This is a genomic window from Desulfovibrio sp. (genome assembly GCF_019422935.1).
Taxonomy (GTDB): Bacteria; Desulfobacterota; Desulfovibrionia; order Desulfovibrionales; family Desulfovibrionaceae; genus Desulfovibrio.
On record NZ_JAHZCJ010000005.1, the window covers coordinates 71,254 to 97,065 of the forward strand.

A 25,812-nucleotide genomic window follows, 5' to 3' on the forward strand; every position below is an offset into this window, starting at 1 on the left:
TTTGCTGGGCATGATGTGATTTTGTGCCGATAGTATAAAACCGCCCGCCGGGATAATTCCAGCGGGCGGTTTTTTTGCGGCCTATTGCTGCCAGTAAGCTCTGTCGCTTCCCATTGTGCCCGTATAGGTGTGCCGGGCATGCCGGGCTGCTTCTTCCCTTTCCTTTTCCTTCTCTCTGGCGATAGCCATGAAAAGCCGTATGCGGTTGAGCTGATTGGCTTCACTGCTGCCGGGGTCGTAATCCAGCGCCATTATGTTTGCTTCGGAGCGTTGACGGCGCACGGCCTTGAACGCTCCGCGCCCCACCACGTGGTTCGGCAGGCAGCCAAATGGTTGCAGGCAGAGTATGTTGTTTGTGCCGTGTTCGAGAAACTCCAGCATCTCAGCGGGCAGCAGCCAGCCCTCGCCAGCGCTGTTGCCAAGGGACATGACGCTTTCGCCCAGCCGGGCCAGATCGTCAATATGCGCCACAGGCATGACGTGGGCGCTCAGGGGCGAGGTATTGAGCGCGCCGCGCATGTAGCGGCGCACACCTTCAATGCGGCGCATCACAAGAGCATTGCCCAGCGCAGCCCAGGCGCTGCCGCCCTGATGCCGCCAGTCGTACACGGCATCTCGCAGGCAGTAGAGCATGAAGTTGGCAAAATCCGGTAAGAGCGGTTCGCCGCCTTCCTGCCTGATCTGTTCGACAATGTGATTGTTGGCGTCTGTATGATAGGTCAGCAGAATTTCGCCCACAACAGCCACCCGCGGCTTGGGGGCCAGAGCCGTGCGGATGGAGGCAAAATCCTGCACCAGGCGGGGCAGCAGTTGCCGCAGGGCGGTTTCATCCCCCTTGCGCACTACTGGAATCAGGGTTTGCAGCCAGTGCTGCACCCTGTCTTCGGTTTGCCCTGCATGGCATTCGTAGGTGCCTGTAAACAGCGAGAGCCTTTGCAGCATGTCGCCGGCAAGCATGCCAAGCAGCATGCGCCAGAGCAGGGCGCGGTCCGGCCGCAGGCCGGGCTGGCTCTCTGACCCCGAGGCATTGAGCGTGAGCACGGGCACAGGGGCGTAGCCGTATTCACTAAGCGCCTTGCGCAGCAGAGCCGGATAGTTGCTGGCCCGGCAGGGGCCGCAGGTCTGCGAAAGCAGCAGGGCCGTGCGGCGTGGATCGAGCCCGCCATCGCGCAGTGCCTGTAACAGTTGACCAATAGCCACGATGGCCGGGTAACAGGCATCGTTGTTTACATAGGCCTGCCCCAGGCTCACGGCTTCTGCACTCACCGTGGGCAGCAACTGGATGGTGTGTCCGCTGCCCGCGATGGCCTGGGTCATGAACGGCAAATGCAGCGGGGCCATTTGCGGCACAAGAATGGTATGCGTGGCCGCATCGCGTTTGCTGAATATCGGCGGTGCGTGAGAAACGGCGGTTGCGGTGCTGCCTCCAGCCTTGTTGCGGCTCACCGCCAGCAGCGAGCGGATACGAATACGCGCAGAGGCCAAGGCATTGCCCTCGTCCATTTTGATGAGGGTATACAGCTTGCCGTGGGCGCGCATGAGTTCCCGCATCTGGTCGGCGGTGATGGCGTCTATGCCGCAGCCAAAGGAAGTCAGCTGCACAAGCTCCACCCGCGCGTTGCCGTGGTCTGCCTCGCAGGCCCATAATCCAGCACGGTAGAGGCGGGCGGCGTATGTCCATTGATTGCGCGCCCTCAGGGGAAAGGACATGCGGTGGCCTGTCCAGCTGCGGGGCATGGCGTCCTCGCTGATGACCGCAGCCCCAAGCGAGGCGATGAAGTCGGGCAGGCCGTGGTGCACCTGCGGGTCCGCGTGGTAGGGGCGGCCAGCCAGAACCACCAGAACGCCCTTGTTGCGCAGGGTTTCGGCATAGATGTGTTCCGCCTCGGCGCGCAATTCTCGTAGGTAGTGCGCCTGCTCGTGCCGTGCTGCCCGTACTGCGGAGCGTACTTCGCCCCTTGGCAGATTGAATTCGCGGCAGAGGTTGCGCACCAGCGAGGCCGTGTGCGTGAGGTTTACAAAGGGCGAGTGCATGATTGCCCCGGCATCCTTGAGTTCCGGCAGATTTTCGCGCACCACCTGCGGATAGCCGCAGGCCACCGGGCAGGAGAAGGAATCGCACATTTCGACAAATTCCTGCGCCTCGCGCGGTATGCAGGGGAAGAAGATGCTCTTGATGCCGCTTTCAAGCAGGGCCAGCACGTGGCCGTGCGCCAGTTTGGCCGGGTAGCACACGCTCTGGGAGGGAACGGACGACAGGCCAGCCGCAAACAGAGCGCGGCTGGTAGGCGGCGACACTTCAACCCGGAACCCCAGCGAGGTAAAGAGGGTGAACCAAAAAGGATAGTGCGCGTAGACATTCAGAACTCTGGGGATGCCCAGCCTACCGCGCGGCGCGGATTCCAGCGGCAGTGGTTCGTAGCGGAACAGGCGTTGGTTTTTCCAGGCCACAAGGTTGGGAGCCGTAACGGTTGCGCCACGGCGCGCCTCGCTGAACCTGTCGCACCTGTTACCCGCGATATGGCGCGAACCGTGCGAAAAGCGCGTTTCTGTGAGCAGGCAGTTGTTGCCGCAGTCGCGGCAGCGAAAGCTGCGCGTACGCATGGCCAGCCCACGGATAAGCGGGGCGGTGATGGAAGAGCGAACGCTGATGCATTCCGCCTTTTCCAGAGATTCCAGGGCTGCCCCGTATGCGCCCATAAGGCCGGAAGCCGCAGGGCGGTGCACATGACGCCCCAGAGTGCGTTCCATGGCGCAGAGCAGGGCGTCGTTAAGAAAGGAGCCGCCCTGCACAACCACATGTTCGCCCAGTTCTGCCACATTTTTGATGCGCAGCACCTTGTCCAGCGCATTGCGCACAACAGAATAGCAAAGCCCTGCCGCGATGTCGGCAATCTGCAAGCCGTCTTTTTGGGCCTGCGTGACGCGCGAATTCATAAAGACCGTGCAGCGCGAGCCAAGGTCTGCCGGATGCGCGGCGTACAGGGAAATATCTACAAATTCCTGCATGCTCAGGCCAAGGCCTTTGGCAAAACTCTCAAGAAAAGCCCCGCAGCCTGCGGAACAGGCCTCGTTGAGGCTCACGTCGCTGATAACGCCGTTATCCACCTTGAGGCACTTCATGTCCTGGCCGCCGATGTCTATGACATAGCTGACCTCAGGCACTAATCGCGTGGCAGCCTTGAAGTGGGCCAGGGTTTCCACCAGCACGGTATCCACGCCAAGGGCGGATTCTGCCAGATGCGCGCCGTAGCCCGTAGCCCCGGATGCGGCAAGCCATGCTCCCTCTGGGATGCGCTCAAGCATGTCTGCCAGCGGGGGCATCAAGGTCTGTAACGGATTGCCCCCGTTGGAAGCGTAGCAGGAATCAAGAATGCGCTGCTCGTTGTCTACCAGCACGGCCTTGACCGTGGTTGAACCGAGATCCAGCCCCAGGAACAGTGGTCCCCGGGCCTGCCGGATATCGGCCGAGGGCAGCACATTGGCTGTTGTGTGGCGTTGGCAGAAGCGTGCGTATTCCGCGCTGTCGGCAAACATGGCAGGGAGAATTTTTTCTGCGGCAACCTTGGGCGCGTGCGAAAGACTGCTGGTGCGCCGGGCAAGGTCGGCCAGATCGAGCGGTTCGGCGTCTGTTTCGTGCTCTTCAAGAGACATGGCGCAACGCGCAGCGCCGATGGCGGCTGTGCACTGGGCATGGGGCAGATGCGCAATGTGCGCCTCCGCAAGATCAAGATTTTTGATGAACAGATTTTTGAGCTCGGGCAGAAAGTGCAAAGGCCCGCCCAAAAAGGCAACCTTGCCGGTAATGGGCCTGCCGCAGGCCAGCCCGCCGATAGTTTGCTCCACCACCGCCTGAAAAATGGAGGCCGCAATATCTTCACGCGGGACGCCGCCGTTAAGCAGGGGAATAATATCCGTTTTGGCGAATACGCCGCAGCGCGAGGCGATGGGGTAGAGCGTGGAATGCCTTGCCGCCAGATCATTGAGGCCGCCCGCATCCGTGCTGAGCAGACGGGCCATCTGGTCGATGAAGGCCCCGGTGCCGCCTGCGCACGATTCATTCATGCGCAGTTCCACATCCTGCCCCAGATAGAGCAGCTTGGCGTCTTCACCGCCCAGTTCCACAGCCACGGAAGTATCCGGCGCAGCATAGGAAATGGCGCGTGCTGTTGCCAGCAGTTCCTGAACAAAGGGGATGGAGAGCTGATTGCTGAGATCAAGAGCGCCGGAGCCAGTCATGGCGCAGCACACGGTGGCGGAAGGGTAGAGCCGGGAAGCTTCGGCAAGCAGGGCTGCCATGGTGGCGCGAACTGCCGTGCCGTGACGGCTGTAGCGGGTTTCGGCAACAGAGCCGTCGCCGTTCAGCAGCGCCAGTTTTACTGTGGTGGAACCAATATCAAGGCCGAGATAAAAGAGTGGTGGAGACACGAACAAGTCCTCACATGAAACAGGTTTATGTGATTTGGGCCTGATGTCTTCATTAAGCTGAAGCAGAAATTATTTACTTTCTTTCATAAATTCAGGCTACACTCGAACGTGAAAAGAATTCAAGCCCCTTTGCATAAAAAAATTACGGCCTGCTGATTTTAAACCATCCACTCTTGGAATGGTTTAAAATCAGCAGGCCGTAATTTTATCAGCGGGAGTAAAACGGATATTGAAAAGCTAAACCATACGTTGCTGCGGCAACTACTGTTGCGTCATGGAAGCATCAATGCGCCCGGTGACGTTGTCCTTGATCCACTTGGGGTCAAGCCACTCAAGGGGGGTCACTTCCACGCCGCCCACCAGGATGCCAAAGTGCAGGTGATCGCCAAAGGCAAGGCCTGTGCTGCCGGTATGGCCAATGAGCTGGCCCCTCTGTACCACATCACCCACTTTTACAACCTGATCGTTGAGGTGGGAGTATATGGACATGAGCCCCAGGCCGTGGTCAATGACAATGAGGTTGCCGTAGATGCCAAGGTTGCCGCAGAAGACCACGCGGCCGCTATTGGCGGCGGGCACCTCGGCATTGCGCACCGAAGCAAGGTCAAATCCCAGATGATAGGATTCGCCCACGGGCTTGCCCTGATAGTTGAAGAAACGGTGGTCGCCAAATCCGGCGCGCGGGGCAGAGCGCGGCAAACGCTCAAAAACGCCGCTCCACAGCATGGCCGCGGCAGTGTCCCGCCCAATTTCGCGCAAGGCCTGCACATTGGCGGCGCGCACCTGATTGTTGATATACAGGTAGCACTCCAGCGGGTTTGCTGCATCGGGGGCCAGATCGCGCAGCTTGCTTTCAACCGCCATCAGGAAGTTGTCCGTCACTTCAATGCTGTCGCTCTTGAACGTTCTTTCGAAGGACATGACTGTGAGGTGGCTCTTGGTGACGTTGCCCGCAAGGTCTGTGGCCGTGATCTCAACGCTGTTCTTGTAGTCTCTGGCGGTCATTGTGTACGGGAAAGGGAAAAAGCAGAGATAGCTGCCGTCTTTTTGCATGTAGCCGGGTACAAAGTAGCCAGCCACCAGAACGCCGCTGCTGCTCACATCTTCATCAATGGTGTAACGCACTACAGCGGTGCCGCCCCTGCGCACATTGGGGGGCAGGGTTTTGACAGAAATGCGCGGGGGCTGCGTATCGAGGCGCATGGGCAGCTGAATCGTACGGGTATTGCCCTGGCCGAAGCCAGCAAGCGAGCCGTCCGTAGCGCGGATTTCAAGCTCAAAAGCACCTTCGCGCAGGTTGGCGTCCTTCATGGGGACTTCCACTTCACGTTCAGGAATGTACTGGTCAAAGTGTTTGCTGTAGATGACGTTGAGGACGTTGTTCTTGCGCACGCCTACAGAAATGGAACGGATGCCCGAGGGGTCCTTCATGCGCACTTTGAGCACGCTGGCCGGCGAGACCCTGCCTGTATTTGGCGTGACGTCAACAGTAGGGCCGTCAAGGTCTTTAAAAAAAGTGTAGCCGCCCAAAACCAAAATGGCGACAACTATAATACCTAGTACCGATGAAAATAAACTTCTTTTACGCATTGCCGACTCCTCATTCTCGCTTCCCGAAGGGTTGCATAAAGAATGGCAAGTTTCAAGGGAAAGTCTGGAACTTGTCTTGATATCTTTGCAAGCCCCCGGATGACGCATTGACTTGGCAGGAAAAATCTGTTTTCACTTCCGCAGTATGCAGTACAGCAAATATTCTGCGGCTGGGGGTACGCCCCGCGAGCCTTCTCCGTCCGTGGACCCAAAACGTCTGCGGCGCAGGATGGTGCGCGAGCAGCTTGAAGCGCGCGGAATCAGCGATCCGGCGGTGCTGGGGGCCATGTTTGCTGTGCCGCGCCATCTTTTTGTGCAGGAGGCGCTGCGCGCCCAGGCCTACGAAGACACGCCCCTGCCCATCGGCTATGGGCAGACCATTTCCCAGCCCTATATTGTTGCCCTGATGACCCAGCTGCTTGAAGTGCAGCGCGGAATGCGCGTGCTTGAGGTCGGCACCGGCTCCGGCTATCAGGCCGCAGTGCTTGCGACCATGGGTTGCACGGTCTTTACCGTTGAGCGCATGCGCGAGCTGTATCAAATTACTTCGGGCCTCTTGCGGCAACTGGGACTTAGGGGTATCCACATGCAGCGGCGTGACGGCACGCTCGGCATGCCCGAAGCCGCGCCATTTGACCGCATCATCGTTACTGCCGGCGGGCCGGAAGTGCCGCGCCCCCTTGTTGATCAGCTTGACGAGGGTGGCATCATGCTTATCCCTGTAGGGTCAAAGCCCCGCACGCAGCGCCTTGTGCGCGTGCGCAAAGAACAGGGGCGCGTCAGCTCCGAAGACCTGGGGCCGGTAGTTTTTGTAGATCTGGTGGGCGATCACGGCTGGTAGACAGGCCGCCGTAAGCGTCCGCTACAATTGAAGGAGATGTCATGGGATCCTGTTCATCCTGTTCTTCTGCGTCCTCTTGCTCCAGTGCAAAGAGCAATGGCGGCAACGGAGAGTGCAATGACCCTATGGCCAAGCAGGACCGCGTAATCGCTGACCGCTTGGGCCATATACGCCACAAGATATTTGTCATGAGCGGCAAGGGCGGCGTGGGCAAAAGCTCCGTGACCGTCAATACCGCAGCGGCGCTTGCGCGGCGCGGGTTCAAGGTCGGCATTCTTGATGTGGACATGCACGGCCCGAGCGTGCCCAATCTGCTCGGCCTTACCAGCACTGTCGAGATCGACGAAGCCACCCAACTGATGATTCCTGCCGCCTATGACGAGAATCTTTCCGTCATTTCAATGGATACGTTCCTGCAAGACAAGGATCAGGCCATTCTGTGGCGCGGCCCCAAAAAAACTTCGGCTATCCGGCAGTTTATTGCGGATGTGAAGTGGGGTGATCTTGATTTTCTGCTCATTGACTCCCCTCCAGGAACGGGCGATGAGCACATGACCGTCATGCAGTCCATCCCCGATGCCCTGTGCGTGGTTGTGACCACCCCGCAGGAAATTTCGCTGGCAGACGTGCGCAAGGCCATCAACTTCTTGCAGTACACCAATTCCAATGTGCTTGGCGTGGTGGAAAACATGAGCGGTCTTGTGTGCCCGCACTGTCATCAGGAAATCGACCTGTTCAAGAGGGGCGGCGGCGAAGATCTGGCCAAGCGCTACGGGCTCAAGTTCCTCGGCGCTGTGCCGCTGGATCCCACAACTGTGGTTGCGGCTGACAAAGGTATTCCTGTGGTGTACCTTGAAGCGGAAAGCGCAGCAAAGGAAGCCTTTCTTAGCCTGGCAGACTCAATTGCCGCTGCCGCCGACGGCAGCCTGGAAGCCCTTGCCGGTTCGCGCAGCTAATTGCGCCCCTGCGGGTTTGCCCCGATAGAATGCAGGCTTCCCTGGCGGCTGGTGCACGGTCGCCGGGGGAGCTTTTTTCTCCTTTTCTCCCGTGTTCTTTTGTGGTAACGCTTTAAAAAATTCGCACGGAGCGCCTGAGAGGAAGAATGCTTAATCTTGCTAATAAAATTACACTGTTACGCATTTTAATGACCCCTCTGGTTGTTTTGCTGCTCTATTTTGAAGGCCCGATGACCTGCATTTTGGCTACTCTGGCCTTTATTTTTGCCTCCCTGACCGACTGGGCAGACGGTTACATTGCCCGCCGCTCCAATATGGTCACCAGCATGGGCAAGTTTTTGGACCCGCTGGCCGACAAAGTGCTGATTTGCTCGGTGCTGATCATGTTTGTGAAGCTGGACTGGGCGCCCGCCTGGGTGGTTATCATTATTGTATGCCGCGAGCTTGTAGTCACAGGCCTGCGCGCCATTGCCATTGACGAGGGCATCGTGCTTGCCGCCGACAAGTTCGGCAAGGCCAAGACTGTGCTCCAGATTTTTGCCATAGTGCCTCTTGCCCTGCATTATCCCTTGTGGGGCATGGATCTTCGGTTGCTCGGCCTTGTGCTGCTCTATATAGCACTGGTGCTGGCCGTGGTTTCAGGGGCCAACTATTGCTATGATTTTTACCGCAATACGCGTAAACAGGCAGGCTAACGGGAACAACGCATGAGTACGTTGCAGATCCGCCTGAAAAACTGCATCCAGACCATTCTGGAGCTGGAGCCCGACATGCGCGCCGGGGTCTGGGGCCGTCACTTTGATCAGGAACTGAATACCCTCAAGGATTATCTGCATCAGGTAGATCAGATGAACCTTGCGGAAGAAGACGTCACGCGGCTTGAAAAAGCCACGGCCACTTTTTTGGCCGAACTGCGTCTTTCAGCGGGTAACGGTTCTCAACCTCAACGGTTGCTGCAATAATGTTTTGGCGTACCTTTATTCTGGTTGTGCTGGGCCTGGTCAATGTGGTGTTTTTTGCCCGCATGGTCTGGGGCCCCACCGGCCTTATTGAATACCGTGAGCTCAAGCACCAGTACGCCGAGCTTGAAAAGCAGATTGCAGGCCTTGATGCGGAAAACCTCTCTCTGAGCCGTGAAATTCGCCTTTTGCAGTCCGACAGCCAGTATATGGAAAAAGTCATTCGTCAGCGCCTCCACTATATTCGCGATAACGAGGTGCTCTATCTTTTTGGCGATATGGCGAAAACGGGGCGGGAGCAGAAACCATGACGGAAAAAATTGAATGGTATAAAGAAGTCCTGGAGCTTGAGCCCAATTCCAAGGTCTTTTTCCCTCTGGCACGTCTGCTTTCCGAAGCTGGTCGTACGGATGAAGCCGTTGAAATTCTGGAGCAGGGGCTTGCCCGGCACGAGGAATTTCTTGAAGCCAGGCTTTTTCTCATAGAGCTGCTGCACACCGCCAATCGGCTTGAAGCCTGCGAAAAGCAGGTGGGCAGGCTGACAAAAATGTTTTCTACCTATGCAGGCTTTTGGCAGGCATGGGCCGCCTGCATCAATGCTGCTGGCGATGCGCCTGATACTGCTGCCGTGCTGCGTTTTCTGGCCCTCAATTTTTCAAAGGGCCCGGTGTCGCTGCACGAAGTCATCAACCAGGGGCTGGCCTCCCTGTCTGGGGCCTCTGCTGGCGCTGGAGCCAGTTTGCAGGCGAGTTCCGAGGCCGCTAGCCCTGCTGTTGGCCCATCCGCGCATGATGCGGCGTTTACGGCCGCTTCCATGTCCGCGCATCCTGTTGTAACTGGGGCCGTGGCGCCCGTGGCAGAAGCGGCTGAGCAATTTGCTGCTCCTTCCGTCCTGGCAACCGCCACACATGACGCGGATGCCCCGCTTAATGCTGATGTTCACATGGATGACGTTGACGCCCACGATCCCATTGATTTTGATCCTGATCTTGCCATGGCGGACGATGAGGCCTTGCCAGCAGAATCGGAAGGCACTCCTTCCATGCTGGCTCGCGGTGCGGATGCGTATGCCGCATATGCTGCCCCGGTTACCCAGTCCGAAGCTGTTGTTGTAGACGATGCAGATGAAGGGGAGGAGCGTTTTTCGCTGCGTACCCGCTCTATGGCCGAAGTGCTGGCAGAACAGGGTGACATCAAGGGCGCACTTGATATTTACCATGAGCTTGCTGCCGCAGCGGTACATCCGGAAGAAAGCGCTGATTTGCGCCAGCGCATTACTACGTTGACTGCGCGACTGGGCAACGCCCAGACGGTAGATCCTGTCCAACCCGCTGCAACGGCAGAACATGCCAGCGGCAAGGACAAGCTGATAAGCATGCTTGAAGCTTTGGCTGAACGTGTCGAAGCCAGGGCGCACAGTTAATGAGGGAGAACACTGTGTTGAAATCATATGTGCGTTATTTCTTTTTGCTGGCACTTGCTGCATCTCTTGTAACGGGTTGCAGCTCATACCAGCCCACCAAGAACGTCTGGAAATCCACAAAGTCGTTGTGGAACACCTATGTGAGCCCCCCGGCCACCGTGGATTTTGAAGAAAAGGGCAATCTTTCGCCCCAGGCGCTTTCCCTCACGCACAGCATGATGGGTATTGACGTTGAGCTGTCCCGCCTTGAACGGACCATGCTCAATGCCGATAAGCCGCCGACGCGCGAGTGGCTTGCTTCCTTCCTTACCTCCTTCCCCTGGATCAGTGGTTTTGCCGGGGTAAAGTACGACGGCACCATTCTTGGGCAGGAACCTGCCAATCCCATGAAGCCGCTGGATTTCATTCCGCTGCTTTATGAAGACAAAAAGCAGAGCACGCGCGCCCTGCGCGCCGATGTGCAGAACTCCTCCTTTGGGCCTGAAGTTCTGCTTGCTTCTCCGCTCTATGACGGAACGGAATTCCTCGGTGTTGTTGTTGCCAACTTTGATATGCGTTCGCTCATGCAATACTCCCAGACGCCGCAGGACGTGGTCATTCTTTCGCCGCAGGCTCTGCTCTGGCCCGGAAAGTATGATTTCGCCTCGACCCCGCTTGCTGGCGTGAACTGGGACGAAGTGACCGCCAAGAGCACTTCCGGCACCTGCACCAACGTGAACGGTACCTTCTATTATAACGTGCGCTACCTGGGTAATGTGCCTCTGATTTTTGCCGTGGCCGAGTCGGGCAATTTCCCGCAGGGCAATGGCAGTGTGGAGCAGGGGCTCGCGTTCTTCCCCAAGGATCGCCCCAAACTTACCCCGCCGCCTCACGAAGTGCGTAAGAACAAAAACCGCTTTGAGGAAGGCCTGAACGTGGACGTTACGCCTGAACAGGCCACCGCCACCGCTGATCAGCCTTCTGCCAAACCTGCTGGTGGGGCGGACATTCAGCCCGGCAGCAAGGACAGCATGCTGCTCAAGCGTAAAAATGCCGAACGCCGCAAGGTGCAGGAACGTCAACTTGCAGGTGAAAATGCTTCTGTTGACCATACACCCCGCACCGCTGCACCCAAGAGCAAGGAAAAGCCGCCTGTCGGCCTTGGCATAGCGCCTGATGAAGATGCCGCAACCTTGCCTGGCGGACGTCCCAGCCCCTTTGGCCCTAAGGACGGCGATGACGCTGCAAAGCCTGCCGACACTGGCAGCACAGGCAGCGGCAAGACCGATGCCCCGGCTGCGGCGCCAGCGGCAGCTCCGGCAGCCGCCAAGCCTGATTCAGCAGCTCCGGCAGGTGAAGAGCCAGCGGCATTGCCGGGTGGGCGGCCAAGCCCCTTCGGGCCACGGAACTGACGCATTCTGGATTAAACTTGCGCCGCCCCGAGGCGGCGCAAGTATTTTGGAAGATGTGCAACCTGAAAAGTCCGCATGCTGGCAAACTGTTTTGCCACGCAATTTTTTTGCGGCGGAAGATTCGTAAAGTTTTTTGCTAACTTGGCGGATTTTCCCTTTCAGGGGCAAAGGCTCAATTGTTCCTCTCAATTTTCTGGATGTTGTAAGGAGCCCCCAATGGCTGACATCACGGTTACGGAACACCTGCTGCTGCATCAAAAGCGTAGCCCCCAGGCAACGGGCCAGTTTACTGGTCTTCTGTACGACCTGATTCTTTCGGGAAAAAGCATTTCCCGTCGTATCGCCAAGGCTGGCCTGCTTGATATTCTCGGCGGCACGGGCGAAGTGAATGTTCAGGGTGAAGATGTGCAGAAGATGGATTCCATCGCCAACCGCATCCTGCTTTATCGCATGGAGCGTTGCGGCGCTCTCTGCGCAATGGGGTCGGAAGAAGAAGCAGAACTTGTCCGCGTGAGCAAGGAATTCCCCCGCGGAGACTATATTCTGATTTTTGATCCTCTGGACGGGTCGTCAAATATTGATGTGAACATCAATGTCGGCACCATATTTTCCATTTTGCGCAGGCCTGAAGGCCATACCGGCGAGGTTGCGCTGGATGAAGTGCTGCAACCCGGCATCAAGCAGGTAGCGGCTGGGTATATTCTGTATGGCCCTTCCACCATGCTGGTTCTCAGCACCGGGCAGGGCGTGCATGGCTTTACCCTTGATCCTGGTGTGGGCGAATTTTTGCTGTCGCATCCTGATATGCGTATTCCTGAGCAGGGCCATATTTACTCGGTCAACGAAGGCAACTGGAAAAAATGGGATGCGCCAGCCCGCGATGCCGTCAACTGGTTCCACGGTTGCGAAACTTCGGACGGCAAGCCTTATTCTTCGCGTTATGTGGGCGCGCTTGTGGCCGACTTTCACCGCACGCTCATCAACGGCGGTATCTACATGTATCCGCCCGATGCCAACAAGCCCAATGGCAAGCTCCGCCTGATGTGCGAGGCCAACCCCCTGGCTTTTCTCGCAGAACAGGCTGGCGGCAAGGCGAGCGACGGGCATGGCCGCATTCTTGAGAGAGTGCCGGACAAGCTCCATGCGCGTACCCCCCTGTACATCGGCTCGACGCTGGATGTAGAGGCTGTGGAAAAAATTTACGCCCGTCACGCGGGCAGATAGTTTTTGCGGCAGCCTAGCGTATTTGCGCGGCTGCCTTGTTGTACCGGCCTCTGACCGTATATGGCGAACCACATGTTGTGTTTGGGAATTGAAAGTTCTTGCGATGAAACCGCATTGGCGCTGGTTGAAAACGGGCGGCTTGTGGATGCCGTGCTTGCCAGCCAGGCCGATGTGCATGCCCTGTTTGGCGGCGTGGTGCCGGAACTTGCCTCGCGCGAGCATTACCGCTTTGTGGGCGCGCTGTTTGACGAACTGATGCGGCGTAGCGGCAAGGCCAATTCTGATATTGATCTTGTGGCGGCGGCTCGTGGCCCAGGTCTGCTTGGCAGTCTGCTGGTGGGCGTTGCCTTTGCCAAAGGCTTGGCCCTAGGTCTTGGCAAGCCCTTTCTTGGGGTCAATCACCTGCACGCGCATCTTCTGGCAGTCGGGCTGGAGCAGAAATTGCAATTTCCAGCCCTTGGTCTACTGGTATCGGGTGGGCATACGCACATCTACAGGCTTGAATCTCCATGGGATTGCCGCCTTCTTGGGCGCACTCTTGATGATGCCGCTGGTGAAGCTTTTGACAAGGTTGGCAAATTCCTGGGGCTGGCTTATCCTGGCGGCAAGCTTATGGATGCCTTGGCCCGTGCAGGGCGTGCCACGCCAGCCATGTTTCCCCGGCCTTATCTTGATAATGACAATCTGGATTTCAGCTTCAGCGGCCTCAAGACCGCAGCAACCGGGCTTGCCGCACATCAGTTGGCGGGGCAGGAATGGCCGCGTCCGCTGACAGACATTGCCCATGCGCCGCAAGCGCTTAAAGATTATTGCGCTTCATTCAATCTGGCTGTTGTGGATACCTTGTGCGCCAAGATGGTTCGGGCGCTTGACCGCAACCCGGACGTTACAACACTGCTGATGGCTGGTGGGGTTGCCTGCAATTCACTGCTGCGTGAGCGAATTGAACAGCTTATGCAAGGCAGGGGAGGCCAGGCTTATATTCCCGGCCCTCTATTGTGTACCGATAATGCCGCAATGATTGCTCATGCTGGCTGGCTCTTGGGAGCACGGGGTTTCAGCCATGATCTGCGCATGGAAACCATACCCCGTGGTAAAATCATTCCTGATGACATGTTGTGCAGCTTGTGCTGAAAGTGTCAAGAGGCCATGCAAAACAAGAGATTGTCTTGACAGAGAGCACATTGGTATCTACTCTTAGTCAATACAGAAGCATACACTTTAAATGCGCTTCTGTTCGCGTCACAGGCCAATAGTGGCCGTGGAGCGATACAAAGCAACGTAAGGAGATAGTTATGGCTGAACAGGTCACTGACGCCACCTTTGAAAGCGTTGTGCTCAAGTCTGATCTTCCGGTTCTGCTCGATTTTTGGGCTCCCTGGTGCGGTCCTTGCCGCGCTGTTGGCCCCATCATCGACGAACTGGCCACTGAGTATGATGGCAAGGTGCGTGTCGTAAAAATGAACGTGGACGAAAATCCGGCCACGCCCACCAAGTTTGGCATCCGCGCTATCCCGACTCTTGTCCTTTTCAAAAAGGGTGAAACGGTAGAGCAGATCACCGGAGCTGTCACAAAGGCTGCCCTGAAAGACCTTATTGATACAAAGGCTCTGGCATGAAAGAATATGATGCCGTAGTTATAGGCAGCGGCCCCGCTGGCATTACGGCAGCAATGTATCTGGCCCGCTCTGGTTGCTCGGTGTTTATGCCCGAGCAACTGGCAGCGGGAGGCCAGATTCTGCAAACAGAGGCCATGGAAAACTATCCCGGTTTTCCCAAGGGCATCAAGGGTTACGAGCTGGCGGATCTTTTTGAAGCGCACCTGACCGGCCTTGATGTTGACCGGAAGGCTGCTTCTGTTGAATCCGTAACCGGTTCGGCTGGGCGTTTTGCTGTTCGCGCTGGCGGCATGGATTATATCGGCAAGACTGTCATTGTTTGTTCCGGAGCGCACCACAAGCCGCTTGGGCTTGAAGGCGAGGATCGGCTGCGCGGCCACGGCGTTTCCTATTGCGCCATCTGCGACGGCAATTTCTTTCGCAATCAGACCGTGGCGGTTGTAGGCGGTGGTAATTCGGCGTTGGAAGAGTCGCTTTATCTTGCAAAGATTGTGGGAAAGCTCTATCTTATCCATCGCCGCGATGAATTCCGCGGGCACAAGATTTATCAGGATAAGCTTGACGCCTATGGCGACAAGATTGAGATCCTGCGCAGCAGCGTTGTGAGCCGTTTGCACGGCGAAAACGAGCTGACAGGTCTGACGGTTAAGGAACTGAAGACCGGAGAGGAACGCCATTTGCCCGTAGACGGGCTTTTCGTCTACGTGGGATATGAACCCTCCACCGGCTTTTTGCCCGCAGAGGTCGTACGTGACGCGCAAGGTTTTATTATCACCGATACGGAAATGCGTACCAGCATTCCGGGCGTTTTTGCAGCCGGTGATATTCGCTCCAAACTTTGTCGTCAGGTAATCACTGCCGCCGGTGACGGCGCAACTGCCGCGCAGGCGGCGTTTGTATTTTTGGAACAGCTCCATGCATAAAAAACTGCTTCGCTCCATTTTGCTTGTCATAAGCATGTTTGCGGTTTCCGGTTGCGGCATCATTGATATGATCTACCTGCCGCCGGCGGAAGACACCGCCCAGGAGGTTTTTGAAGCCGCCAATGACGCCATGAGTGAGAAAAACTACGTGCGCGCCGTGGAGCTGTACAACAAACTTCGCGATACGTATCCCTTCAGCCCGTACACGGTTGATGCGGAACTGTCGCTAGCAGATGCCTACTTCCTTGACGAGGAATATGAGCTTGCTGCCGAAACCTACAAGGATTTCGAGTCGCTGCATCCTCGCCACGAAGCCATTCCCTATGTTCTGTACCAGACTGGCATGTCGCTCATGAAGCAGTTCCGCTCCATCGACAGGGCCACCACAGAACTCAAGGAAGCTTACGACTACTTTGACCGCTTGCGTCAGACCTTCCCCGACTCTCCGTATTCCAAGAGCGCGGAAGAGCACATGCGCACGTGCCGTCAGCTTATGGCCGAACACGAACTGTATATTGCCGATGTGTTCTGGCACATGAAAAAGTATGGCCCGGCCTGGCATCGTTATGAATACATTATGAAAAGCTTCAAGGATGTGCCTGAAGTTGCCGATCATGCCCAAGAGAAGAGCCTCGCTGCCTATCACAACTATCGTGAGGCGCAGTCGCAGGAAGTTCGCGAAAAGCGTGAAGGCAGCTGGAAGCAGTGGTTTACCTGGCTGTAACAATCCGTAACGGTTTTTCCTGAAGGTTGTCAGATTATTACAAACCGGCTGTTTTGCAAAAAACAGCCGGTTTGTGTCACATAACCCCATTGCATTTTTTCTGAATACGCTTGCAATCAGCGCGTTTCGCGCGCCAACCTCTGCAAGTTCCGTATATTTAATCCTTCTGCAGGAAACGTACTATGAACGTTATGGATAAAGGCGCCAGCGAAAAAAGCCGCGCAGCCATGTTGTCGCTGCTCGCGGCACTGGGGCTTACCAGCATCAAGCTTGCGGTCGGCTTGTATACCAACAGCCTTGGCATATTGTCTGAAGCACTGCACAGCGGGCTTGATCTGCTGGCGGCAGCCCTCACCCTTGCAGCGGTGAGAATTTCAGCCAAGCCTGCTGATTCACGGCATCCATACGGGCATGGCAAGGCCGAAAATCTTTCTGCTCTGGCGCAGACGGTGCTTTTGTTCGCCACCTGCGTGTGGGTGGTGTACGAGGGCGTTCAGCGCCTCACGTCAGGCTCAAGCCCTGTTGTGCCTTCGCTTTGGGGTGTTGGCGTCATGGCGATTTCCATGGCCATTGACATCAACCGGGTCCGTGTTTTGCGGCGGGTTGCCAAAAACTTCAACAGTCAGGCTCTAGAAGCTGATGCCCTGCATTTTTCCACAGATATTCTTTCTTCTGCCGTGGTGCTTGTGGGTGTGCTGGCTGTATGGCTTGCACAGGCTCTGCAACTGCCCGAACCCATAAGCCGCGTACTTTCGCAGGCCGATACGGTGGCGGCTTTGCTTGTGGCTGCGATTATTTTTCGGGCAAGCATGCATATGGCCTCGGATGCCGTGAATATGCTGATGGATTCCGGTTCATCACAGGCGAGTGAAGCCATTGTGGTCGCTGTGCGAAAAATCGCGGGTATTTCAGAGGTCACGCGGGTGCGAGTGCGCACCAGCGGGCCGCAAAGCTTTGTGGATTTGACTGTGGGAGTTGCACCAGGGCTGAAGGTCAGCGATGGACATCGCCTTGCGCATGAGGCTGAGGAAGCCGTTGCAGGCGTTTTGCCCGGTGCGGACGTGACTGTGCATGTTGAGCCGCGCAAATCGTGCCGTATTGATGAAAATAATCCCTTTGCCTTGGTGCAGGTTGCCGCATCCGAGCATGGGCTTGCGGTTCATGATGTGCATATTTTGAGCGCTGACAGTGCCTGCCATATTGAGCTGCACGTTGAACTGCCGGGTCAGATGCCCTTTGACCGGGCGTATGCGCGGGTCAAGGCTTTTGAAGACAGCCTGCGGGATGCCTTGCCAGGTGTTGAAATCGTCAGCCACATGGAACCCAAGGCCCCAAGCGCCGCGCTGGAACCGGGGGCTTCGGTATCTGTACCTTTTTCAGAGATGGCCTGGAGTGAAATCAAGGCAGCAGTAGAGAATGAGCCTCTGGCGGCCATGCCGCACAAATTTTCTACCTATGTGCTGCCGGAGCAGGGGGTCTGCATTTCATTTCACTGCAACGTGAGTGTGGGGCTGTCTGTGGAAGAGGCGCACAACGTCTGTACGCGCCTTGAAAAGCGCATTCGTGCCGCAGTGCCCCAGCTGGGCCGCTTGAGCATCCATATGGAACCGGCAGTGGTGTCAAATACCCCTGCGGCGTAACAGCCTCAGCGCATTTGCCTGCATGTGGCTTTGAAAGCCACAGCGCAGCTACCAGGTAGCGCAACTGGCTGCCGATCTGATTTCTGATTACGGCGCTGTTATGCTCAGCGCCGTAATCAGTTCTCTTTTGGGGGATTCCGCTCCGTGAGCGGGCTTTGCAAGAAAGCAGAGCAGGCAGATATTCCTGCTGTGATCAATTCTGGCTTTAAGCCTGTTCCTGCGGCCCCGGCTCAGGAGTCGTACCGCTCTGTTGTTCAGCTTCCGCGTCAGCGGCATCAAGTGTGCCGGGGGCAACGCGCTGGGGAACCGCTGTTTCCACGAGCGCGCGCCAGAGGTTATCAATGCCGTAACGGTTGCTGGAAGACGTGACGATGGGGCGGGTTCCCAGCAGCTCTTGCCATTCATTTTGGCGGTTGGCGCGCTCCCGTTGGCTGCACTTGTCTGCCTTGGTCAGCACGGGCACAATATTCAGGCCGTTGGTGCGGGCAAAGGACGCCAGATTTTTGTCGAGCTTCTGGGGTTCAAGGCGGCTGTCGAGCAGCAGGGCCAAGGCCTTGAGGCTTGCGCACTCCACCAGATACCGCTCAAGCAGTCGCGCCCATTTTTCGCGCTCCGTATGGCTTGCGCGGGCATAGCCGTAGCCCGGCAGATCAACGAGATAAAAGTCATGGGGCGTCACTCGGTAATAATTCACCGAGCGGGTTTTCCCGGGAGTGGAGCTGACTTTTGCCAGTTTTTTGCGGCCAGCCAGCGCGTTGATAAGCGATGATTTACCCACATTGGAGCGCCCCGCAAGGGCTATCTGCGCCTCGGGCAGTGATATGAGCTGCTCAAGAGTATAGGCTGTAGTTTCAAGGGTAAGAACGGGATTCATAATAAACCTCATGTGATACTTTAACTTTGTGTCTTGACAAGCAAGCATCTTTCAGCAAATATTTTTAATTCAGGGCTGACATTTTCAGCCAACTTCCGTATAAGGTAGCCGCTCTTGCCGCAGTTGGCAAATGATCGGCCTTACGCCCGTTTGCGCCATTTTGCGGCGACATGTTAGGAGGACAAATGTATTCTACCACAGACTTTCGCAAGGGTCTGAAGATCGAAGTCGAAGGCACCCCTTACGAAATCGTTGATTTTCAGCATTTCAAGCCCGGCAAGGGTGGCGCTATGGTTCGTACCAAGCTGCGCAACATCCTTACTGGCCGCATGCAGGATATAACCTTCCGTTCCGGTGAAAAGGTCAACAAGCCCGATCTGGAAACCCGCGACATGCAGTTTCTGTATCGTCAGGACGATGACCTTATCTTCATGGATATGACCACCTACGAACAGCTCCAGATGCACATCACCACAACTGATGGCAAGGAAGGCTTTCTTAAGGACGGTCAGGAATGCCGCGTGCTTCTGTACAAGGGCAGCCCCCTTGATATCGACATCCCGCTGAGCCTTGTGCTTGCGGTTGTTGAAACCGAGCCAGGCGCCAAAGGCGACACTGTCAGCAACGTCACCAAGGCTGCCAAGCTTGAAACCGGTATTTCGGTTCAGGTGCCCATTTTTGTCAACGAAGGCGATCGCATCAAGGTTGACACGCGCACCAAGGAATACCTGGGCCGGGAATGATGACCGGTTCGGGAGGGTAGCCCTACGGACGCCCATAAATTCAGCCGCGAGCTTCTTGGCCTTTTTCTTATCTTCTGGGCGCTGTTGCTTTTGCTCAGCCTGCTCAGTTTTGACGCCAACGACCCCAGCCTTAACCATGTGGTCAGCGGTGTTGTCAAGGTAAAGAACAAGGCGGGCCTTTTCGGCGCGTACACTGCAGGTTTTCTTAACGATGTGTTTGGCGTGGCCGCCTATCTCTGCCCACTGGTTTTCGGTGCGCTGGGGGCGGCCTACGTTTCTCCTTCGTACAGCCTGCACTGGTCGCGCTGGCTTGGCTTCTTTTTGCTCACCGTCTGCCTGCTTGTCATAGGTTCCGCTTCAGATATCACCCTTGGCGACATGTGGGGTGGAGGCATGGTGGGTAATGCCCTGCACCTCAATGCCAGCCGTTATCTGAGCCCGGGCGGTTCTGCCCTGGTGTGGATATTTGTGGCGCTTGTGGGCATGCAGCTCGCGGGCAATATTTCATGGTTCAATGTGGCGGCGCGTGTGCTGCACTGGGCGCAGGCGCGGCTTGCCGCCCGTGCGGGCACCGCAACCGGCCCTGTTGTTGCAGAAAGCCCAGCAGAGGGCGAAGAGGGCAAGCGGCGATGGTCGCTGCTTGATCTGCGCCTGCCGTCCATGGAGTTCTGGAAGCGCTGGCGCGACCGCCTTGGCAACATTCAGCCTACTGCTGACTCGCTGCCTGATGTTTTTGAAGAACAAAAGACCAGAGCGGCCCGACCGCAGGCCAATGAGCCAGCAGCGCCACGCCCGGCAGCACAGGTGGATGCTGACGATCCCTTTGCCGTGGCGGTAGACATCAACGGCATGCCCATTTCGCCTGCTGTTTCTGCAGGTGCGGCCTATGCGGACGAGCAGGGGAGCATTGCTCCGGTCCATGATCCGGTGCATGATGCGGCTCATGATTTGCCTCAGGATGACGCGGCGCATGCTGCCTCGCCCGCCGTTTCTGCACCGAGCACCGGCGGTAAGGCTGCAAGTGCTGCCGCCCCCATTGCCGAAGCCCCCAAAAAACAGGGCGGCCTGACTGGGTTGCTTTCTGGCATGACAGGCCGCAAGGCCGCTATTCCGCTGCCGGGACTTGAACTGCTGGCCCCGCCTGTCAAAGTGCCGGGCAACAACAATAAGGAAGACCGCGAGGCACGGGGCAAGGCTCTTGTTGCCTGCCTCAAGGATTTTGACATCCAGAGCGAGCTTGTGCATGTCACGCCCGGGCCTGTGGTCACCATGTACGAGGTGCGCCCTGCCCCCGGTATCCGCGTGAGCCGCATCGCCAACCTCAGCGATGACCTGGCCTTGGCCCTCAAGGCGGTTGCCGTGCGTATTCAGGCCCCCATTCCTGGTACGGATACGGTGGGTATTGAGATACCCAACGACAACCGTGAAACTGTCAATTTCAGGGAACTTGCCGCTTCTGAACCTTTCCGCAAGGGTTGTGGCCCTCTGACCATGATTCTGGGCAAGGACATCGCGGGCAAACCCATCATGGCCGACCTCACGCGCATGCCGCATCTGCTTGTGGCAGGCGCTACGGGCGCGGGCAAGAGCGTCTGCCTTAACGGCATTCTTATCAGCCTGCTGTACCGCACCCAGCCCAAAGATATGCAGTTGCTGCTGGTTGACCCCAAGCGCATTGAAATGGCCGTATACGCGGATGAACCGCATCTGGTGCATCCTGTGGTCACGGAAATGAACGAGGCCAAGAACGCCCTTGATTGGGCCGTGCACGAGATGGATCGCCGTTACGAAGCAATGGCGCGCCTTGGTGTGCGCAATGTGGCCGGGTTCAACCAGAAGCTGGCCGCCTGCAAGAATGATCTGCCGCCGGATTTTGCCGACCTTGAACCTCTGCCCTATCTCGTCATTGTTATTGACGAACTGGCAGACCTCATGATGACCGCCGCCCGCGAGGTGGAAACCAGCATTGTCCGCCTTGCACAGCTGGCCCGTGCCGCCGGTATTCACATGATTGTCGCCACCCAGCGCCCCAGCGTGGACGTGGTGACAGGGCTTATCAAGGCGAACTTTCCGTGCCGCATATCCTTTCAGGTTACGTCCAAGCACGATTCGCGCACTATTCTTGATCAGGTGGGCGCGGAACATCTGCTTGGCCGTGGCGACATGCTCTTCAAGCCCAGTGGCGGGCGCTTGCAGCGCCTGCATGGCCCCTTCCTCAGCGATGAAGAAGTGCAGGGCGTGGTGGCCTACTGGAAGCGGCAGCTCAGCCCCTCCTACAAGGTGGACTTTGCCCAGTGGGGGCTGGACTCTGTGAACGGCGGCGGCAGTGGTGGAGGCGGCGATGCCGCGCAGGATCCCCTGTACGGCGAGGTGCAGGCCTTTGTGAGCGAGCAGGGGCGCGCATCCATATCGCTGGTGCAGCGCCGCTTCAAGATCGGTTTCAACCGCGCTGCGCGTCTGGTTGAACAGCTTGAGCACGACGGCATCATCGGCCCGGCAGACGGCAGCAAGCCGCGCGCTGTGGTCAAATAAATCAAACAGCACAACTGACGGCTTATGCCGTGGAGGTGTTATGCGCATAAATGGCATGCTGGCCCTGGCGGCCGGGCTTGTTCTTCTTGTGGCTTCCGCCGCGCAGGCTGCGGATATAGCGTCGACAATCCAGGCGCGGTATGAAAAGCTACGCACGTTTTCCGCCACATTTGAACAAACGCTGACCCATAAGGAAAGCGGCTCGGTGGAGAAAAGGCAGGGCAACCTGCTGTTTCAGAAGCCCCTGCTCATCCGCTGGCAGACGGATAAACCCCACGAAGAAACCCTTGTGGTAACACACAAGGAAATTTGGGATTATCTTGCTGATGAAGAGATTGCCTACCGCTACCCCCTGGAACTTGTGCGCGATTCACGCACCATCATTCAGGTCATCACCGGGCAGGCCGCGCTGACCAAGGATTTTGACGTCAAGGAAGCCGGGCAGGAAAACGGCCTCGCCAAGCTGCACCTTTACCCCAAGGAACCCGCCCCGCAGATGGTTGAAGCCCTTTTGTGGGTTGAGCCTTCCACCGGTTATATCCGCAGGGCCAGCATCATTGACTTTTACGGCAATTCCAACGATGTGCGTTTTACGCAGTTCAAGCCCGACACCTCGCTGAAGGAATCTGACTTCACCTTTACCGCGCCCAAGGGCGTGGAGGTTGAAGACCGCATTGACCGCAAGGTGCAGGAAAAGGAACTCTTTAAATAAGTTGCTCACAACGCAACAAAAGGTCGTGGGGTTCGCAAACTCCACGGCCTTTTGTTATTTTTATGGGCTAAGGCTACATGCACAAGCGCCGGAATACGCTCGGCGCGTCTTCGTCTACTATGGGAAAAGAATCCTGTAGCTCGGCTGGCACGCTGACAGGCTTGCCGCTGGTCATATCAATGAAGACCCACTGGGTTTCCGCTTCGGCAAGCAGGGCTTTTTCCTTTGCATTCCAAAAGACATAGCGACGCAGGCTACGGCGCGAAGCGTAGGAGGCAATCCACGTGGCGGCTGTTATCACATCGCCCAGAAAAGCCGGGCGTTTGTACGTGATGGTGTGCTGGCGCACCACCCAGCCCTGACCAATGCTTTCGTACCGCTCCATGGGCCAGCCGCAAACAGCGGAATGCGCAACAGCCACATCCTGCATCCAGGCCACATAGCGCAGGTTGCTGACGCGGTGCTGCATGTCGATATCATACTGCCCAACCGTGATCTGCTGCGTGTATATGTTGATCTGAGCCATGTGTCCTCCACATTTGTGATGACGCAGATCATACCCCGTGCAGGTAAAAAATAAAAGACACGCGGGCTTGCGGTGATTTTGTTTGCCTGTCAAGTGGCGCTTTGCCGTGGCAATTCCGCTGACGCTTGAGTCTGTTATTATTGCTTTTTACAAATCGTTCTTCGATCGGTGGATTTGAAATCCAACCAGGCGGACATCCTTGTTCGGATTGGCTCGGGCGTGTTTTTCTGCTTTTGAGCCTTGCGCAACATAAACCTGCTCTGGTCTGTTTTTCAGTGGTAGAACAACCTCCTGGACAAATTCTTTGCGCGAGCTGACAGGGCGGGCAGCCTGACCGGCAGGACAGACGGCCATGCAATAGCCACAACGGTAATTCATTTTGTACATGAGTGATTGCCACATGGATGCTGTCTCACGGTCTGAAAAACGCTGGCGAAAAGAATTCATGTCTGTTGAGCGCAACAAACTGTCAAGCATGTCCATAAATCCTGCAATATTATCCCGATAAGCGTGGGTCATGCAAGATGTGAAGTCAAAAGGTTCATGCCGTTGAATTGCACCTACGGGACATGCAGACAGGCATAGACCGCAGTTATCGCACGATGAATCGGGAAGTGGTGTGCCATATGAGTCGAGGCAAGTATCAATAAGCAATGATGTCAGGCGGATAAAATTTCCAAATTCAGGATGAATGACCAGCCTGTTTAGCCCCATGTTGCCAATGCCGCTTTCTACGGCCATGATTTTGTGGCTGACATTCCAGGTTTTTCCTGGGAACCGGCTCATATCCATCGGAAAGTCAGCAGGCATGACAACTCCGCGAACCCCAAGGTCCTTGAGGCGCCGCAAAATTGTTCTTGTTATACTGTTCAGAGAGTCAGTGGCGTGATGAAATTCGTCAGAAGAAATATGTCTGGCAAGGCTACGCATGTTCTCTGGGTTTAAATGAACAGCGATGCAAATGATGGTTTGCGTGTGTCGATACGCAGCGAGAATATCATCACGTTCAAAATCAAGTGCAGGTCGAGAAATTTCTACAAAACCAACATCATCCGCACCAGATTCCAGGCAGAGTGCCCGAATATCTTGAGCCGGAAGTTTCTGACGGCCAGATGGGTTCTGTTGCACAGAGGTATTGGCAATCATGGTTATCCCCATGAGTGGTAACTGACGTTGAAAATTATGGATTGCATGATGCCTTTTTGATCAGCATTGCAGCCATTCATTTGCCACACACAAGCTAAATATGGCATCATTCAGTTTGAATGTAATAAAAATATTGAGCTGTGCTAAAACATATGCATGTATTCATGGTCAAAAACCAAGGTGTTCGCTAACAAGCAATACGTGGATATCTGTTAATGGTGGCCGCCTGCTTATTATTGTTGTTATGTTGCAAGACCTTGTTTTGCTGTTGCAATCAATGCACTCCCCTAGTTTAACGCACGGGTTGGGTAATTCATATTTTTTATTATTCATTGGAGCTGCAATAGATCTGATGCGTTGTTCTGCATCTTCAATATTTTTTACAATTTTGTTTGTGCCGGCAATAACAAATACTGTCTTTGGGCCAAACATCATAGCTGCCACGCGGTTGCCAAATGCATCCCGGTTCATGAGCTCTCCTGTCAAAGTCACAGCATTTGTCCCACATACAAAAAAGTCTGCAGTCAGTTGCTTATAACGCGCGGCAACTACCTCCTCTGCGGATAGGCCAGGCTCATTATGGTCGTGTACCATGCAGCCCTTAGCTGCAAGTGCCTTTGCAATGCCCAATGTCTTTTCTGTTTTTGATCCGCCAATACCCACCGTGGCATGGTCTGGTATGCGTTTTAGAATATACGCAAGCGCGCTTGAACCGTCTTGCATGTACCTTGCTGTAAAACCATGATTTTCAAGGGCGGTAACCGTCCTTTCTGCCAGAGTTGATGAACGCCATAACTGCAATGCATCCATTGTTGTGCTCCCGTAGTACGTATTTTAGGTATAAACTATATTATTATGCTTATCGCACACGCCACAAGCATGATGCCCATTACGGAGTTGATTACAGCAGGATGTTTTTGCAAAATTTTTTGCAGGGCAAAGCCAGCAACAGTCCATGCAATAACCCCAGAACAACCTACTATGCTCAGAATTATTACGAAGGCTGATATTGCAATGCTTGAATTGTAATATGGGATTATGAAACCAGAAAATGCTGTTAATCCGTATATAATAATTTTAATATTAATAAATTGTAGAACAAATCCTCTTATAAAACCAGGGTAAATGCTGCTTTCCGTGCTAACCTGATGTGCAGGAAAGGCTACTTTCCAGGCAAGCCACAAAATGTAAATGCTGCCAATATAACGCATCCACTTAATAACATGCTCAGATACTGCCGAAGCTGAAACAACTGCCATTCCACAAAGAGCCATTACACATAAAAATCCAGTACAAATTCCTGCAATAATTGGACTACATTTTTTTAATCCATACTGATTACCTGCGCTGAAAGCCAAAATGTTGTTAGGTCCTGGGGTAAATGCCGTGATCATGGTAAACGTTAAAAAGGCTGACAATACGGTGGTGGGCATGTGTTCTCCAGCGGATTGATTATGAATTGCTTTTCAGGTGTTGAAATTTACGATAAAAGAAATATTCAGAAAAACAAAAATATTTGATTTTATAATTCTAATAAATAGAATATTCTGATGGAGGCGTG

At 55.7% G+C, this 25,812-nt stretch carries 22 protein-coding genes and 1 pseudogene; 16 read left to right on the plus strand and 7 right to left on the minus strand.

Annotated features, from left to right (window positions below; translation table 11 throughout):
- Positions 1-81: 81 nt before the first annotated feature.
- Positions 82-4,428, minus strand: a complete 4,347-nt coding sequence (locus tag QZ383_RS08065) for an acyl-CoA dehydratase activase (RefSeq protein WP_291444517.1) — start codon at positions 4,426-4,428, stop codon at positions 82-84.
- 261 nt (positions 4,429-4,689) lie between these two features.
- Positions 4,690-6,018: a M23 family metallopeptidase gene (locus QZ383_RS08070; RefSeq protein ID WP_291444519.1), complete on the minus strand. Its 1,329-nt coding sequence runs from the start codon at positions 6,016-6,018 to the stop codon at positions 4,690-4,692.
- Between the two features lie 229 nt (positions 6,019-6,247).
- Here QZ383_RS08070 and QZ383_RS08075 point away from each other — a divergent pair, with 229 nt between their 5' ends.
- From QZ383_RS08075 to QZ383_RS08135, 13 genes are all read left to right on the plus strand, one after another.
- Positions 6,248-6,859 carry a protein-L-isoaspartate(D-aspartate) O-methyltransferase gene (locus QZ383_RS08075; protein WP_192112089.1) on the plus strand — a complete coding sequence of 204 codons (612 nt, stop codon included), beginning with the start codon at positions 6,248-6,250 and terminating at the stop codon, positions 6,857-6,859.
- Between the two features lie 41 nt (positions 6,860-6,900).
- Positions 6,901-7,815 (plus strand): Mrp/NBP35 family ATP-binding protein, encoded by a 915-nt coding sequence (locus tag QZ383_RS08080; protein WP_291444521.1) that lies wholly within the window; start codon positions 6,901-6,903, stop codon positions 7,813-7,815.
- Positions 7,816-7,961: 146 nt separating this feature from the next.
- On the plus strand, positions 7,962-8,510 hold the full coding sequence (gene pgsA, locus QZ383_RS08085) for a CDP-diacylglycerol--glycerol-3-phosphate 3-phosphatidyltransferase (RefSeq protein ID WP_192111859.1): 549 nt from the start codon (positions 7,962-7,964) through the stop codon (positions 8,508-8,510).
- A 12-nt stretch (positions 8,511-8,522) separates the two neighbouring features.
- Complete coding sequence (locus QZ383_RS08090) at positions 8,523-8,777, plus strand: hypothetical protein (RefSeq protein WP_022658717.1); 255 nt, start codon at positions 8,523-8,525, stop codon at positions 8,775-8,777.
- Positions 8,777-9,085, plus strand: coding sequence for a septum formation initiator family protein (locus QZ383_RS08095; protein WP_225529809.1), 309 nt, complete (start codon positions 8,777-8,779; stop codon positions 9,083-9,085). The genes QZ383_RS08090 and QZ383_RS08095 overlap by 1 nt, the downstream gene beginning before the upstream one ends.
- Entirely contained in the window at positions 9,082-10,197 is a 1,116-nt protein-coding gene (locus QZ383_RS08100) for a tetratricopeptide repeat protein (RefSeq protein WP_291444524.1), read from the plus strand. Before QZ383_RS08095 ends, QZ383_RS08100 begins: the two co-directional genes overlap by 4 nt.
- A 14-nt stretch (positions 10,198-10,211) precedes the next feature.
- Positions 10,212-11,588 carry a hypothetical protein gene (locus QZ383_RS08105; protein ID WP_291444526.1) on the plus strand — a complete coding sequence of 459 codons (1,377 nt, stop codon included), beginning with the start codon at positions 10,212-10,214 and terminating at the stop codon, positions 11,586-11,588.
- Positions 11,589-11,804: 216 nt separating this feature from the next.
- Entirely contained in the window at positions 11,805-12,812 is a 1,008-nt protein-coding gene (fbp, locus tag QZ383_RS08110) for a class 1 fructose-bisphosphatase (RefSeq protein ID WP_291444528.1), read from the plus strand.
- 72 nt (positions 12,813-12,884) lie between these two features.
- Entirely contained in the window at positions 12,885-13,946 is a 1,062-nt protein-coding gene (gene tsaD / locus QZ383_RS08115) for a tRNA (adenosine(37)-N6)-threonylcarbamoyltransferase complex transferase subunit TsaD (RefSeq protein WP_291444529.1), read from the plus strand.
- 161 nt (positions 13,947-14,107) lie between these two features.
- Positions 14,108-14,431 (plus strand): thioredoxin, encoded by a 324-nt coding sequence (gene trxA / locus QZ383_RS08120; RefSeq protein ID WP_192111854.1) that lies wholly within the window; start codon positions 14,108-14,110, stop codon positions 14,429-14,431.
- Positions 14,428-15,354 carry a thioredoxin-disulfide reductase gene (trxB, locus tag QZ383_RS08125; protein ID WP_291444531.1) on the plus strand — a complete coding sequence of 309 codons (927 nt, stop codon included), beginning with the start codon at positions 14,428-14,430 and terminating at the stop codon, positions 15,352-15,354. The genes trxA and trxB overlap by 4 nt, the downstream gene beginning before the upstream one ends.
- Positions 15,347-16,078: an outer membrane protein assembly factor BamD gene (locus tag QZ383_RS08130; RefSeq protein ID WP_291444533.1), complete on the plus strand. Its 732-nt coding sequence runs from the start codon at positions 15,347-15,349 to the stop codon at positions 16,076-16,078. Before trxB ends, QZ383_RS08130 begins: the two co-directional genes overlap by 8 nt.
- A 182-nt stretch (positions 16,079-16,260) precedes the next feature.
- Positions 16,261-17,718 (plus strand): cation diffusion facilitator family transporter, encoded by a 1,458-nt coding sequence (locus QZ383_RS08135; protein ID WP_291444535.1) that lies wholly within the window; start codon positions 16,261-16,263, stop codon positions 17,716-17,718.
- Between the two features lie 205 nt (positions 17,719-17,923).
- Here QZ383_RS08135 and yihA read toward each other — a convergent pair whose 3' ends face one another.
- The gene (gene yihA, locus QZ383_RS08140) at positions 17,924-18,592 is read right to left on the minus strand and encodes a ribosome biogenesis GTP-binding protein YihA/YsxC (RefSeq protein ID WP_291444537.1); all 669 of its coding nucleotides are present in this window, start codon (positions 18,590-18,592) and stop codon (positions 17,924-17,926) included.
- A gap of 185 nt (positions 18,593-18,777) precedes the next feature.
- Between yihA and efp the strand changes: the two genes are divergently transcribed.
- The 3 genes and pseudogenes from efp to lolA all read left to right on the plus strand — a co-directional run bounded on the left by efp (position 18,778) and on the right by lolA (position 22,579).
- A complete protein-coding gene (efp, locus tag QZ383_RS08145; RefSeq protein WP_022658729.1) occupies positions 18,778-19,335 on the plus strand; it encodes an elongation factor P in 558 nt (185 codons plus the stop codon).
- A gap of 9 nt (positions 19,336-19,344) precedes the next feature.
- Positions 19,345-21,867: pseudogene (locus tag QZ383_RS08150) on the plus strand (DNA translocase FtsK); the annotation flags it as partial.
- Between the two features lie 40 nt (positions 21,868-21,907).
- Positions 21,908-22,579 (plus strand): outer membrane lipoprotein chaperone LolA, encoded by a 672-nt coding sequence (gene lolA / locus QZ383_RS08155; RefSeq protein WP_291444539.1) that lies wholly within the window; start codon positions 21,908-21,910, stop codon positions 22,577-22,579.
- A 73-nt stretch (positions 22,580-22,652) separates the two neighbouring features.
- Here the strand turns inward: lolA and QZ383_RS08160 are convergent, their stop codons facing one another.
- From QZ383_RS08160 to QZ383_RS08175, 4 genes are all read right to left on the minus strand, one after another.
- The gene (locus tag QZ383_RS08160) at positions 22,653-23,105 is read right to left on the minus strand and encodes an acyl-CoA thioesterase (protein ID WP_291444541.1); all 453 of its coding nucleotides are present in this window, start codon (positions 23,103-23,105) and stop codon (positions 22,653-22,655) included.
- A 147-nt stretch (positions 23,106-23,252) separates the two neighbouring features.
- Positions 23,253-24,251: a 4Fe-4S double cluster binding domain-containing protein gene (locus QZ383_RS08165; RefSeq protein ID WP_291444542.1), complete on the minus strand. Its 999-nt coding sequence runs from the start codon at positions 24,249-24,251 to the stop codon at positions 23,253-23,255.
- 168 nt (positions 24,252-24,419) lie between these two features.
- Positions 24,420-25,061: a lactate utilization protein gene (locus tag QZ383_RS08170; RefSeq protein WP_291444543.1), complete on the minus strand. Its 642-nt coding sequence runs from the start codon at positions 25,059-25,061 to the stop codon at positions 24,420-24,422.
- 35 nt (positions 25,062-25,096) lie between these two features.
- Entirely contained in the window at positions 25,097-25,684 is a 588-nt protein-coding gene (locus QZ383_RS08175) for a LysE family transporter (protein ID WP_291444545.1), read from the minus strand.
- Positions 25,685-25,812: the final 128 nt, after the last annotated feature.

Excerpts from the sequence above, each read along its gene's own strand:
- QZ383_RS08070 (WP_291444519.1), bottom strand. The coding sequence starts at position 6,018 with ATGCGTAAAAGAAGTTTATTTTCATCGGTACTAGGTATTATAGTTGTC.
- QZ383_RS08075 (WP_192112089.1), top strand. The coding sequence starts at position 6,248 with ATGGTGCGCGAGCAGCTTGAAGCGCGCGGAATCAGCGATCCGGCGGTG.
- QZ383_RS08080 (WP_291444521.1), top strand. The coding sequence starts at position 6,901 with ATGGGATCCTGTTCATCCTGTTCTTCTGCGTCCTCTTGCTCCAGTGCA.
- pgsA (WP_192111859.1), top strand. The coding sequence starts at position 7,962 with ATGCTTAATCTTGCTAATAAAATTACACTGTTACGCATTTTAATGACC.
- QZ383_RS08090 (WP_022658717.1), top strand. The coding sequence starts at position 8,523 with ATGAGTACGTTGCAGATCCGCCTGAAAAACTGCATCCAGACCATTCTG.
- QZ383_RS08095 (WP_225529809.1), top strand. The coding sequence starts at position 8,777 with ATGTTTTGGCGTACCTTTATTCTGGTTGTGCTGGGCCTGGTCAATGTG.
- QZ383_RS08100 (WP_291444524.1), top strand. The coding sequence starts at position 9,082 with ATGACGGAAAAAATTGAATGGTATAAAGAAGTCCTGGAGCTTGAGCCC.
- fbp (WP_291444528.1), top strand. The coding sequence starts at position 11,805 with ATGGCTGACATCACGGTTACGGAACACCTGCTGCTGCATCAAAAGCGT.
- tsaD (WP_291444529.1), top strand. The coding sequence starts at position 12,885 with ATGTTGTGTTTGGGAATTGAAAGTTCTTGCGATGAAACCGCATTGGCG.
- trxA (WP_192111854.1), top strand. The coding sequence starts at position 14,108 with ATGGCTGAACAGGTCACTGACGCCACCTTTGAAAGCGTTGTGCTCAAG.
- trxB (WP_291444531.1), top strand. The coding sequence starts at position 14,428 with ATGAAAGAATATGATGCCGTAGTTATAGGCAGCGGCCCCGCTGGCATT.
- QZ383_RS08130 (WP_291444533.1), top strand. The coding sequence starts at position 15,347 with ATGCATAAAAAACTGCTTCGCTCCATTTTGCTTGTCATAAGCATGTTT.
- QZ383_RS08135 (WP_291444535.1), top strand. The coding sequence starts at position 16,261 with ATGAACGTTATGGATAAAGGCGCCAGCGAAAAAAGCCGCGCAGCCATG.
- yihA (WP_291444537.1), bottom strand. The coding sequence starts at position 18,592 with ATGAATCCCGTTCTTACCCTTGAAACTACAGCCTATACTCTTGAGCAG.
- efp (WP_022658729.1), top strand. The coding sequence starts at position 18,778 with ATGTATTCTACCACAGACTTTCGCAAGGGTCTGAAGATCGAAGTCGAA.
- lolA (WP_291444539.1), top strand. The coding sequence starts at position 21,908 with ATGCGCATAAATGGCATGCTGGCCCTGGCGGCCGGGCTTGTTCTTCTT.
- QZ383_RS08160 (WP_291444541.1), bottom strand. The coding sequence starts at position 23,105 with ATGGCTCAGATCAACATATACACGCAGCAGATCACGGTTGGGCAGTAT.
- QZ383_RS08165 (WP_291444542.1), bottom strand. The coding sequence starts at position 24,251 with ATGATTGCCAATACCTCTGTGCAACAGAACCCATCTGGCCGTCAGAAA.
- QZ383_RS08170 (WP_291444543.1), bottom strand. The coding sequence starts at position 25,061 with ATGGATGCATTGCAGTTATGGCGTTCATCAACTCTGGCAGAAAGGACG.
- QZ383_RS08175 (WP_291444545.1), bottom strand. The coding sequence starts at position 25,684 with ATGCCCACCACCGTATTGTCAGCCTTTTTAACGTTTACCATGATCACG.